The 12,554-nt window shown below is 37.7% G+C and carries 13 protein-coding genes; all 13 read right to left on the bottom strand.

All coding sequences use genetic code 11. The features are described 5' to 3' along the window. Positions 1-277 precede the first annotated feature (277 nt). Positions 278-766, bottom strand: a complete 489-nt coding sequence (locus tag ACFVSH_RS02275) for a hypothetical protein (protein ID WP_387704620.1) — start codon at positions 764-766, stop codon at positions 278-280. Positions 767-1,429: 663 nt separating this feature from the next. Continuing rightward, positions 1,430-2,272, bottom strand: coding sequence for a conjugal transfer protein TrbL family protein (locus ACFVSH_RS02270; RefSeq protein ID WP_387704619.1), 843 nt, complete (start codon positions 2,270-2,272; stop codon positions 1,430-1,432). Positions 2,273-2,285: 13 nt separating this feature from the next. Further along, positions 2,286-2,777: a hypothetical protein gene (locus tag ACFVSH_RS02265; RefSeq protein ID WP_387704617.1), complete on the bottom strand. Its 492-nt coding sequence runs from the start codon at positions 2,775-2,777 to the stop codon at positions 2,286-2,288. Position 2,778: 1 nt separating this feature from the next. Beyond that, positions 2,779-4,353 carry a VirD4-like conjugal transfer protein, CD1115 family gene (locus ACFVSH_RS02260; protein ID WP_387704665.1) on the bottom strand — a complete coding sequence of 525 codons (1,575 nt, stop codon included), beginning with the start codon at positions 4,351-4,353 and terminating at the stop codon, positions 2,779-2,781. A gap of 16 nt (positions 4,354-4,369) precedes the next feature. Further along, positions 4,370-4,804 carry a hypothetical protein gene (locus tag ACFVSH_RS02255; protein WP_387704615.1) on the bottom strand — a complete coding sequence of 145 codons (435 nt, stop codon included), beginning with the start codon at positions 4,802-4,804 and terminating at the stop codon, positions 4,370-4,372. A 62-nt stretch (positions 4,805-4,866) separates the two neighbouring features. After that, a complete protein-coding gene (locus tag ACFVSH_RS02250; protein ID WP_387704613.1) occupies positions 4,867-5,463 on the bottom strand; it encodes a hypothetical protein in 597 nt (198 codons plus the stop codon). Between the two features lie 12 nt (positions 5,464-5,475). Continuing rightward, positions 5,476-6,528, bottom strand: a complete 1,053-nt coding sequence (locus ACFVSH_RS02245) for a bifunctional lytic transglycosylase/C40 family peptidase (RefSeq protein WP_387704612.1) — start codon at positions 6,526-6,528, stop codon at positions 5,476-5,478. Next, positions 6,529-7,881, bottom strand: a complete 1,353-nt coding sequence (locus ACFVSH_RS02240; protein WP_387704610.1) for a type VII secretion protein EssB/YukC — start codon at positions 7,879-7,881, stop codon at positions 6,529-6,531. Positions 7,882-7,895: 14 nt separating this feature from the next. Continuing rightward, a complete protein-coding gene (locus ACFVSH_RS02235) occupies positions 7,896-9,869 on the bottom strand; it encodes a VirB4 family type IV secretion system protein (protein WP_387704608.1) in 1,974 nt (657 codons plus the stop codon). Positions 9,870-9,893: 24 nt separating this feature from the next. Continuing rightward, the gene (gene trsD / locus ACFVSH_RS02230; protein WP_387704606.1) at positions 9,894-10,553 is read right to left on the bottom strand and encodes a TrsD/TraD family conjugative transfer protein; all 660 of its coding nucleotides are present in this window, start codon (positions 10,551-10,553) and stop codon (positions 9,894-9,896) included. Next, positions 10,546-10,944 (bottom strand): hypothetical protein, encoded by a 399-nt coding sequence (locus tag ACFVSH_RS02225; protein WP_387704604.1) that lies wholly within the window; start codon positions 10,942-10,944, stop codon positions 10,546-10,548. Before ACFVSH_RS02225 ends, trsD begins: the two co-directional genes overlap by 8 nt. 14 nt (positions 10,945-10,958) lie before the next feature. After that, positions 10,959-11,288 carry a CagC family type IV secretion system protein gene (locus tag ACFVSH_RS02220; RefSeq protein ID WP_250211869.1) on the bottom strand — a complete coding sequence of 110 codons (330 nt, stop codon included), beginning with the start codon at positions 11,286-11,288 and terminating at the stop codon, positions 10,959-10,961. 11 nt (positions 11,289-11,299) lie between these two features. Beyond that, on the bottom strand, positions 11,300-12,421 hold the full coding sequence (locus ACFVSH_RS02215; RefSeq protein ID WP_387704602.1) for a hypothetical protein: 1,122 nt from the start codon (positions 12,419-12,421) through the stop codon (positions 11,300-11,302). Positions 12,422-12,554 lie beyond the last annotated feature (133 nt).

Here is a 12,554-nt window from a genome sequence, read left to right as displayed (position 1 = left end):
TGTAAAAGGATACTTGCTTTTTTCACCTCTTAATTTCTCTCCCAAAATAGATGTATATAAATCTATAAAGTTGGTGAAACTAGTAAAGTGTTCCCCCGATAATTGAAAATCCTTTGCTCCTGATGAGTAAAGGATTACTTTTTTTTTGACGAGTTTCTTCTATTGTGTCAATCATTAGAACACCGTCTTTGGAAATGTGTATTAATTATTTGATTGCTCATTCTAGGAATAAACTCCCTTCATCCTTATATATTATTGTTAATCCAAAATTATATCTTCATTTAGATTCACTTTCAGCTTTTTTCACCTGGATCATTTCTTTGATTTTCTCTCTAAATTTCTCATTCGTGAAAATATCCTGTGTGGTTGTTAAGTGTCGCTTGGCATGTCTGGAGAAGTTCGTCGCTGCCAGCCACTGACCACAATATGGACATGGAAGCTGTGCGTCTACTTGCCATTGTGTCGTTACGAATCTATTTGCATTTGATTGATTTCTTTTTACAACCTTTTTGACTACCTCTGTATTCACATTGACTACATCATCATTCATTTTGTATTCGTCTGTGATTGTTAGTTCTCCAGATACCCTTTTATTCCCTGCCATTTCACGTTCTACCAGCAGACAAACCGCTTCACTGATAGATAAATTCAGTTCTTCACAGTAACCTTTGAAATCACCGTACAAACTTTCTGGAATGCGTGCGGTTAATACCTCGGTCTTTTCTCTTCTTCTCCGATTACGTGCAAATTGTTCCAAGTATGTCATGCAATTCCCTCCTAAATCCTCTTATTGACTTATTCTGTATTCATCACCATACTTCCTTCAACTCATCCTGTATACAATTCGAATCATAATCAAATCACTTTGAAGCACTTGTTTTGAATCACCTTGTATACTTGCATATTAAATTGAAATATATATTCTACCGAGGTTATTTCTGAAATAATTTACAAGCAAACCTCTCTAGAGTAACTAGATAAATTTGTCTCCTGGTTCTATGAGAATTGTTCTTTTACACGCTCATACCGAGCAGTTTTTTTGTTAAAATAACTTATGTATTCCAGAATTAGAATGATCGCACGTTGAATAAGAGAATATGTAATTCAACACCTTTATTCTGAGTGCAAAATAAAAACGACAATTAAGTCGCCTTTTCTCTATCTTTTTAATAAGAATCTCCTAGCAGCAAGTTTTGTTGTCCCACTCTTAGCCCCCATGGTTCATCCCCTTGAACCAGATGAATACCACATGTTTCTTAGAACCGATTGTGAATTCTGTATTATTTAAAAATACAAGATTAGATTGAGTTTCCCCAATACTTAAATCCTCGCCTTTGTTAAGTGGAAAACTAGATTTGAAAACTAATCTAAACTCTTTGCCACGTCCAAGGAAGTTTCCTTAAATACGTTTTATGGAGTTGCCCTTCCATTAACGTTTTAATAAAAATCTTCTAGCAGCTAGTTTGGTTGTCCCACCCATAGCGCCCATCATGCCTCTGCCCGACCCAGATGAATACCACATGTTTCTAAGGACCGAAGGGCTCTTAATCAAGAGAATACAGCATCCCATGAGTAATAGAAAATTAAGAAATGTAAGATTTTCATTGATTAATATACTTAAAGCTATAACGAATAAAAAGATTTTGGAAAGGATCGTGACGATCAGACTTAGTAATTCACGCCACCAAACTCCTAAATATTCATTATCATCCGCAATAACCGACACACATGCCAAAGGGCTTAATAAATATAGGAACATGACGTCCGCATGGAATATCGCTACTGAAAACAAGAATGCAATAAACGCTAAGGCAAAGACAGCTAATAATATAAGAAGTGCTGCCCCTTGGAAATGAAGTGTTTCAAAGTTTCTGGGTTCTAACATAGCTGCTATTTTTTCCTTACTAACCCTACTACCTTCTCCAATCATCCAGTTCCCCATATTATAAGCAACTTCTTCTAATAAGATTTTCTGAACAAAAGGCATCGCTGGAATCAGTAGGGCGCTTTTTAACGAATTTACAATCACAGGTCCGTACGCAACGGCATCTCCTGCCGCATTTCTAGACATAACCTCTATAATCTTATATAAAATGATCGTTACAGCTATCGTTGAGGTTAGGGCAAGCAATAGATTATTGACGGATGAAAGGAACTCGACTTCAGCATTTTGCTTCAGTAAAAGATCATTACACATTAACAGAGCCCATTCAATAAAATCCTCTAGCATCCCCTGAATGGCTTCTACGATCTTTTCCTTAAAATCAAACAAATTGATTCACCTCTTATTCAGAATCCTGAACGGTTACGATTTTCCAAACGTCTTCCTGTTTATCTAAGGTAATCAATTTGTGATCAAATCCGCTGCGCTCTATATCAAAAGTAAATATCTTCTTTTCTTGGTCAAGTGAAACATCTTTAATTTCTGTATTATGCGTAAATAAAATATTAGATTTTGTTTCTCCATTACTAAGATCTTCAGCTTTATTAAGCGTCAAAAGATAAAGTAACCTCTTTTGATCCTCTACTTCTAAATCTTCTGAGAGAGCAGCAATATTTTTTTCTTTTAACTTCTTCCAAGCGGTTACATTTGCTTCATCACTTGTTTTTGCTTCAGCCACCTTCTCTTGATCCTCAAATGAAGTTAACACACTGTTTATCACTGATGTCGCCTTTTCTTGCTCAACCTTCGGATCAAAGCCTTCACCGCCCCCATTACATGCGGCCAGTAATAGAAGTAAAATGAATGATGGTATAAACAACGTTACTTTTTTCAACTTATGATCCCCCTTTTTTTGATGGATTGGCACTAGAAGTAGCATTCATCTGAGAAAAGAAGCTCATGGCCAGTTCCTCTTGTCTTTCAGCCTCTTTTTCAGCTTTTACGACCTGTTTCTCATGCATTTCAACGTCCGCTTTTTCTAATGTTTCTTGCCGTTCCGTTGATCTAAAATACTCCTTATATCCCTCTCTTTTCCCTTCAAGCCAATCCAACACCTCTTGTGATGGTTTATTCTGATAACTTAATTGGCTTACACGTAATGAGCTCGTTACATTTGGAAACAGGACATATTGGTAGGCTTTTTTAACCCTTATTGGGTGTTTTCCAGTGATGATTACGATAGCGTCATCTTTATGCATCGTTAAAATTTCATCAACATTCATCAAGTTGCGTGCTGAATAAGAAAAGCTTGAGGAAGAAGACGAACTGGATGATTGTCCTTTTGATTTTGAAATTGAACCAGTTTCCATTTTTGCGGTGGTTTTCCCCATTAACCCTGAAAAGTATTTAGCGGTCGTTTCATTGACATTCCCTAAACAGATTTTTGTTCCACAGTTCCCTAAAATGGATTCTGCTTGTTCCCGGCCATACTTCTCTTGCAATTGAGTGATGCTTTGAACGATGGTAAGTACGCCAATGCCGTAGCCCCGGCAGGTTGCCAAGAATTTTTCATAGTCGGGGAACTTTCCTAAGTTTGGAAATTCATCCAAAATAAAAATCACTGGTTGAGGCAGCTTTGCTCTATGTTGAGCTCCTACTTTGTATAACTCCTGAAACATTTGGTTAAAAAACAAATTAATTAACCCTTCCCATGTAGAATCCATAACGGGAATAATCACATATAAGGCCATTTTCCTTTTTCCCACATCGCCTAAAAAGAAGTCGGAAAAGCTTGTAAATCGAGAGACCGAACTTGAAGTAAAGTCACCTATCGTCGTAAGTAAAGAAATAATAATATTCGCTCGCGTTTTTTCTTGGGATTTTTTAAATCCTAACTCATAAGCCCTTCTAGCTGGATGTGATTTGTCCATTCTTAAAAACTGTCCATCTAGCTCACTTGCTCCGTCTTTACTTTCTTCTGGGTCAAATTCCTGTAAGAAATCTAACAAACCCATCATGTTACGTTGTTCAGGTGGTAATTCATGAACGGCGTATAAGATAAGTGCTTTTAACAAACTAAATTGGGCATTGTACCAAAAATCTTTTCGTTTCGGGTCATTTTTAGAAGCTATTATGGCATTCGCTACCGTGGAAGCCTGTATTTCCTCTCTAACGTAATCGAAGGGATTATATCGATCTGAGTATCCCATTTCTGAAAAATTTACCACATGGACTTCATAGCCCTGTCTACGTTTGACTTCGGAAGTTAGTTCATAGACCTCGCCTTTGGGATCCGTTACCACTAAGGAACATTCTTTTTCATGTAACACATTGGGCACAACATACCCTTGAGTTTTGGATGAACCAGGGCCCCCGACTACAAAGTGGTTTCGGTTTGGAAGGTTTGAATCCGTTGGCTGTACAATCACTGAATGGTTTAAAACGCCTGCTATGATCCCATTATTTTTCATATAATCGGAAGCCACGTCATTTCTCCCCTTTCGAATCTAGCATACTTGCATCAAGATCCTGCATAAGCTGTTTGGCTGGAACCTCAACCATCTCACCATGCATAAATATTTCGTGCTTTTGAGCAAATCTACTTGAACCATGAACACTGTATTTATCGGCCAATTCATATTTACCCTTGTCGCCCTTCGTAAAAAAGACCATACAGACGGCTAATACGATTACAGCTGCACTACCCATAAAGAAAAGTGGATTCTTCTTTTCAATCATGCTGGTGGATGTTCCAATAGGGTTCATGAGGTTTTCCATGATAAAGGCCATTAACGGGGCACCGGATATGTTGGCTTGATGTGCCGCAAGAAACGGAAGAATCCCAGCTATGTTGATGACAATCAGTTCAAATATGGCTAATAAAAAGGCCATTAACAACAGGCGTATTCCCATCACTTTCAAAAGGATCCACTCCTTTTTGATTACTTTCAATCTCTGCAAATCCGACAAAGCATTCGATGCACTCAGTTCTCTTCAAAAGGTTCGAAGGACCCCATTAACTCTAATTTATCAACGAGCCTTTTCTCTCCATTCAAAGCGATCGTGACCTCATACAGTTGATTTTTCCTTGGGAATTCACTGCCACCCACCGAGTATTGTGTTTCCATCTTTACAAGCGCTTTTGCTTGGTCTTTTTCAACAGCACTTAGATAAACATGTAAAGACTTCACTTCATTTTTGAATTCAATTTCCATACTTCCCATTTCTCCTGAAGCTTTCAATTTTGAAATAACGGACTCCGCTAACCGATCTTTGACCTGATCAAAACGTGAAGCATAATTTTTGTTATCGTAATTAAATAGTCCCCTAAACGTGTCGTCTACAAAGCTTTTAACCTCTTCACTATGTTCAATTTCATAATAGGCTGCATTCCGTTGAAAGGTATTCAGTTCCTTGTCTTTTGCATTCACTTTACTTTTCAACTGAACCATCTGTTTTTTTGTTTCGATATTTTGATCTTCTGCTTGAGTCATCATGGTCTTTTGACCAACATACATAAGTCCTAAAATCATGTTCGCTAGGATGGATAGTCCTAACAACATAGCGAAAAATTTATTCATGGTGTTTTCCTCCTAATGGGACACTCTACCAAAACCAGCTAAATGAGATTTCCAGTAAGACGAATGTATGTCATGGATTCCAATGCCCGAACCGTTAGAATCAAACATTTTGCCATCTCCTATGTAAATCCCGATATGTGTGATATATTTGTTGGTCTCATAAGTTCCAGTAAAATAGATAAAATCACCTGGTCTTGCTTCAGATGGCGGGATTTTCGACGACGCATCATATTGTTCTTGAGCAGTTCGTGGTAGCTTTATCCCCACTTTAGCAAATAGCCATTGTGTAAATCCCGAACAATCAAATCCTCTATGGGGATCTGAACCTCCCCATACATATGGCCAGCCTACATATTTATTCGCTTCTGTGATAATCGCATTAAATGCATGTTCCCCCAATGGGGAAACATCTTCACCACCGACAGCAATTCCCGTCGGCATTAGATTTCCCATCACTTTCTCCACATACGTATAGTCTCCATAGCAGTAAGGTGCCCGCCAATCCGAACAACTCCATCCTTGTTTTTCCGTTTGGGCCAATGAGAATTGTTGGGCTAATTCAATAGAATGTTTTTTTCCGTTTGCAGAAATAAAGCTCAGGTAACCAGAACCGAAATTGTATGACTGAACAATAGCTGGAAAATCCACCCCGTTTTTTTGTCCATCCTCTAACACCGATTTAAAATGTTGAACCCCTAAATTCACGGACATCACCGGGTTTTGAATGGCGTTTGGCGGTAACCCGACAGATTCAGAACTTTGCATAATATCCAAGGTTTGTGAGTTTCCTATTTCCTGATACATGAGGGCCAGTAAAAAATCTGTGTATTCCGGTATTCCGTACTTCGTCGTATATTCTTGAAGCAGGCCCTTCCATTGTTCAATATGAGGTGGAACATTAGCCGTTCCAAATGGCGAGTTAATATATCCCTTTGGCTCCTCTTGAGATTGAGTTCCGAGTAATAAGCCCGCCATTAATAGTAAGGAGAATACGACGCCTATCGTAATTTCCTTCCAGTACCGGACGACAAAAACGGTTCCCTTCACAGCAACTGTTGCGGACACTTAATTAAAACCCGATTTCTTATCAAGTTTATCAAGTTCCGTTTTATAGGTTGTGAGCTCCTTATTCTTTGGATAGAGCTGTTCCTTAATATCTTTTGATTTCACGCCTTTCTTTTTCTTGAGATGCTTTATTTGTTGTTCTAATTGAGCCACTTGGTTTTGCAATTCTTTTTTTCTGATCGTAACCGTTAATTCTTTGTTTTTTAACCTCTTATTGAGATCGTTGGCATCTGTTAGATCCCCGTGTTCAGCAAAGGCTTGTCCGATTCGAAGTTGTTGGTCTTCATCCTTTGTAAAAGCCTGCATCGATAACAAAACACTGTAATCATAGCTTACTATTTTCTTTTCGATGTCCAGATAGTCACTTTCGGCTTCTAATCCTAGTATTTCTTCCTTTTTATCCGCTTTATATAAGGCTTCCACACTAGGCTTTATCAAGTTATCGTCTGCCTCTATTGCCTTTTGATATTCACCATTTTCAAAGTGAAGATTCCCAAACTCTTTTTTTGTACCACCCGTTTTCTTCAACAAGGAAAGGGCATCATCATATTTGTCTTCACTTAATAGTTTATAAAATGTCGATTTTTGTTCAGCTTTTTCAAGTTCTGTTGCATAAGCCGTTTCAGCTTCCTTGACTGCCATTTGTTGAAGAAAAAGAGCCAAAGTAAAGACTGCAGCAGAGATTCCGATAGAAATTCCTGTCAGGAACCTCTTTTGCTTTTTGATTTTTTGTTTTTCCGCTTCTAATCCGAAAAAATGCAACGTTTCCTCCTCCTGAAGTTTACTCGCAATCAGCTCTTTCAAATCCTCAACGGAGCTAGCATTTTCAATCCGGAAGAAAAATTCATCTTTTTCCTTTTTTAGCAGATTTTCTTTTTCCCGTTTATACTTTTCATAGGAGAAACGGGAAAACATAGATAGGGTTAGAATTTTGTATTGTTCTAGTTTTTCAATATGGCCTTCAAAGGGCAACCATTGATTGCTTCTGTATAGAAACTTTAGTTTTTTCATATCTTTAAAGAAAATGTTTCTTGGGTGGATCAGCACTTTCCCCTTAAAATTGTGTAAAGGATCCAATTCTAGCAACTGATTTAATAACGCAAGCCGTAATACGGTTGAATATGATTTGGCTATTTGTAAAGGTTGGTAACCTTCTTCCATTTCATAATCAAGAATCAAGCGATCGTTTTCTTTTTTTATATCTTTCAGTGTAAAGAAATACGGATGTTCTTCCTGAAGTTCTGTAAGGTCCTCTACCCGTTCAGCCAACACCTTAGTTGTCGCAATTTCTAAACGATAGTGCCTATTTTTAAGGATGAATAACGTTCCGAGTTCAAATAATTGGATTTTCACTGTTGCCTCCCCCTTTACAGAACAAAATTTCGAACTTCTTCTTTTTCAATGGGAGTCATTTCATTCCTTCCTTCATAATCAGGGATTTCATCAGGATCTAAACCATATTTTTCAAGGTACCGTTTTTTATTCCAAAGACGCAGCTCTTCTTGCGTGAGCTCAACCCGAATAAATGCACGTTGAGACCCGTAAACAAGTAATGCCTCTCCCTGACGCTTCGCTCGTAATAAGGAAATCTCTTCATCAGAGAATGATAGATTGATTTTTTTAACCACATCTTCAACACCCTTATTGTCCAGTCCAAAAAATATTTTTGTGTGACTATTTTCAATCATAGCTGCCCCTAGGTTATCCTCGGTATCCAGTACGTCGATAATTTGTTGCGTACCTGCGATAGCACCGGCATTATACTTCCTAAATCGTTTATAAGCTTGATAAAAGAATCTCATCGAATCCGGGTTCTTTGATAAGAAGTGGAATTCATCAATAAATAGGTACACCAATTCCTCTTTTGTTCTCGTCACTTCGTCCCAAAGGAAACCAAAGATATTAAAGTAACAAGCAGCCTGCACATCCACTTCATTTTGTAGTGATTTTAGATTAAAAGAGAATAGAGAGTTATTGATATTCACGTTCGTATGGCCATTAAATAACGAGTTAGACCCATGAACATAACTTTCCAGGATAAAATAAAAATCCTGTATTTTTTCATAGCGTTCTAAATCATTTGTCTTCAATGTACCTAAATCTTCATAAAAGTCCTCGAGAATCGGGAAATCCTTTGCCATTAAACTTGTAAAATTGCTCTCTTCATTAATGGAAAAACGATTGTAAAGGTTGATCAGTGTCTTATCTAAAATACTAGATTCAACCTGGGATAAGTCAGCTTTTAGGACTTTGAAAAAGGCCTTAAGACGTTGAACCTTTTGTTTAACAAGGTCCCTTATGAATTCCGCATCGTCATTAAAATCTTCGGTGTCCGTAATTTCTGAGGAGAATATCTCCAAAGGGTTGATTTTCGTTGAACTATTACTACTGAGATGAACAACTTCACCTCCAAGGATTTTCACAATATGCGAATACTCATTTTCTGGATCAATGATATATATCTTGATTCCCATGGCGTAGCAGCGAAGAATCTTTTGGACCATAAAGGTAGATTTTCCAACACCTGATGTCCCAATGACCACCATATTTTGATTTAATGTACGCTGTGTATCCAAATAGTCTATGGCAACCAACGAATTGGTCGTCTTATTGATCCCTTCCACCTGAGCCGTCAGGGATAAATAGCAAATCTCTGAATCATCGAACGGAAAGAAAGATGAGGCCGCTTCACTGTTGCACATCTGATAGGTATAATCCTTTAATTGGTTATCCCCTAAAGGCAGAGCCGACCAGAATGCCATCGGTGTTGCGTAATGGGGGTTTAAAGCTTTCATTCTTAGTTTTGTTAAAATCCTCTGGACATTGTCTTCTAAGGTCTTCAGCTCTTCTAAGGATGCAGCTTGAATGAAGATGTATGTATACAGATACATAAAGGTGGAACGGTTTGATAATACCTGATTTAGTTGATATTTTGCGCTTTCCAGTTCGGATTGCAACCTGATGCGTGTGGCTGGATCTCTTGTTTTTAATAGTTCCGCATCTTTATTTTTAATAGAGTCATTGTAATAGCTAATCATGCCTTCTGAATTGGACGGTTCTAGGTACTGGACAAAGGATATGTTTCCTTTTAATCGCTTCAGATCCGATAGCCAGTTCCCTTTTTGTTCTTTAGGATAAGCAACGACCGCCAGAACCTTAATAAAGTTGCCACCACTTTCGATATAATTCTTATTTTCCTTCCAGACAAAAGGATAAATGGAATTAAGTTCTTCGGTCTCTAACATCCCATGTAAAACATCTACGGGATATTGTTTCACCTGTTCGTCCTGCTTATTTTCACGTTTTATTAAAGAAAATAAAGTAGCTAAAGAAAAAGGCATTTGACTTGCTCCTTTCCGAACCGGTTATCCGTATAGTTTTGACATTTCAAAATCAAAATATCTATATAGCAACGATAACGTATTTTTCTCAGACAATTTTCTAATCGTGATATCGTACGATTCAAAAGTGGATCGCAGGGAGTTTGTCATTTCCTCCACCTTTTTTGTTAGAATAGTTTCAGCACGTTCTAAATCTTGGAACGTACGTTTATTCATTTTCTCCCTAATGACAACAAAATGTTGTTTTGTCGACATTTCATCTTTCATCCTTATCCTTTGGAAATGATCGATGTAAGATGTGATTAGGATTCGCTTGTATTCATTACCTGTGTTATCCTTATTCTCCAGTTCGTGCAAATAGCGTTTTTTCCAACCTAAGTTATAGGAACGGAAATCCACGGGAACCGTCATCGATATGGTTTGTAATTGATCATGGACTTGACTCATTAAGAATGAACCGTAATCTTCAAATAAACGATTCTGTTCATACTCCGCCAACAAATCTAGGTTGATACCACTCACTTGCAGGATGGACGTCAGATAACCATTTTTCAAAAGAACATAGTCTTTGTATATCCCTTCTATAATACTTATGTCTTGAATTGTCGATTTTCCTTTTTTTATAAGGGTTTCTACTTCATAGTCAAAGTCTTCCTTATCCATTTTCTTATTATGATTAACCACGGAAATCATCCCTTTTATTCGATTTCATAAAGAACATCTTCTGTCTATTGTTGTAATGAATAATTCGTTTTAAATAGCTACTATATGTGATATTTGGCCGAGCAGATATGGGACGTAAAACAGCAAAGGTTAAGGATCCTAACAGCAAAAGGGCCATAAAGAACAATTTAACCATCATAAATCCTAATGAATAAGGGGGAATGAACAGGATAGTGGCGGAAATAACGACCGCCGGTAATATATATCTAAAGAAATTCATTAATGATAAGCCCTTAACAATGTTATATGATCGATCGACATTATCAGGGAAAACAAACGTTTTCCCCTTGCGACTGTCTTTTTCTCCAAGTAACGTTTTGAGAGCGTCTCTAAGCTCTTCTTTTTCCGTCATCTAGTTCACCTCAATTAAGCGAATAACGCGTACATCCACGGAACAAGCCATACGATTGCGGCTGCTAACCCTACCCCTGCCAAAGCCATTCCTACTCCACGAAACATTTCGTTTTTGGTATGAGGATCATCCACGCCTGGTAATTTTTTAATGATGATCCATATGGATACACAAATGCCCACTGTAACAACAAGCCCTGTTAACAATGTTTGAACTTGTTTCAGTCCCTCTTTGATTTTTGCTGATACATTGGCGGCTGCAGATGCTTGCTCTGGTGCGATATGTAAAAGTAAAAGAATTGCAGCAAACATCAGTAAGATTTGTAATTTTTTTAACGAAGTCATATGTTTCCTCCTTAGTCGTTTTCCCTAATTTCTTTGAATGGAATATCGGTTTCCACCTCTTTTACCTGACTATCTTTCTGCTTTTCTAGTTGAATGTGATTATTTAAATTTCCCAACTGTTTCTCGGCCTCTTTCTCAGAGAAGTAAGGGGAAACTTTTTTCACTTTGCCATTGCCACTCAATTTCCCAATATACGAGCCAACTTGATTTGAAATCACCTCAAAATCATGTTGCTTCGCTTGGCTTTCTTTCTTTATTTCCATGCCATAAAAAGCAAGGAAACCTTCTGCAATGGAACGACTATCCATGAAAACTTCATCAAACAAAACCTTCATTCCGGGGCTATCCCTTACTTTTTCCACCCACTTTTCTGCAATGTCAGGCAACCAGACGTCCCGTTCTTTCTGATTCTCCACTAATGCCAGCCTTGTCCCTTGACCATCCATTGAAATATTTTGGATTGTAACGGTCTTTCCTAAAAGATCTGAAGGGATAAAATGCTCTTCTAAAGCCCTACGAAGAGATTGTTTTCTAAGTTTAGGATCATTTTTTAGTTCCTCTTTTACAACAGAGGAGCGTGCTTGTTCGATATTTTCATAGGTTTTTAGGGTTGTATAAGATTTTGCTAAATTTAGCCGAAGTTGTTTATTGTCATGGAGGGAGAAAGCTTTTCCATCTCCCATAAGGAAGAATGAGTGCATTCTAAACTTTTCGAATTGAGAAGTGCCGAGTGTTTTTTGAAGCAGGTCCTCTTTGGTTGGAAATCCTGGTGTGACGATGTGCGCTTCCTTAGATTCTTGTTTATAGACCCCGAAGTATGCATCTTTATCCTTCAGGATGAAAAAAACACTTTTTTCTTTATCGACTGGGAATGTTTCAATGTAATCCCCTTTTATTTCAAATAACTGAGGGTGATGGTCCTTTAACATAGCGTAATATAGCTCATATTCAGCCTCTGTCTTTTCTTTGGTAGACCAAGAGGTGGAATCTTGTTTCAAACTCATCTTTTCCTGGTTCATGAGACTTTTCCTATCTAAACTTTTTTGTTTAGTCTGTTCAATCATTTGTAGAATAGAGTCAGCAATCGTAAGCATGGAATCGTTGACCGATCTTTCAATCGAATCATTTCTCATAACAAGATCCTCTCCTTACTGGGTCGAAATGATTTTACAGAATGCAACAACTTAGAGTTCATCTGTATCTCATACACAAACAATTTTCCCTCTCCACTAAAAAGGATGCTATGGCAATACCTTTGACGTTTCT

Source organism: Peribacillus sp. NPDC058002, assembly GCF_042886655.1.
Classification (GTDB): domain Bacteria; phylum Bacillota; class Bacilli; order Bacillales; family DSM-1321; genus Peribacillus; species Peribacillus aracenensis.
The sequence above is the reverse complement of the archived record's forward strand: the minus strand, read 5'-3'. Positions and strand labels throughout refer to the sequence as shown.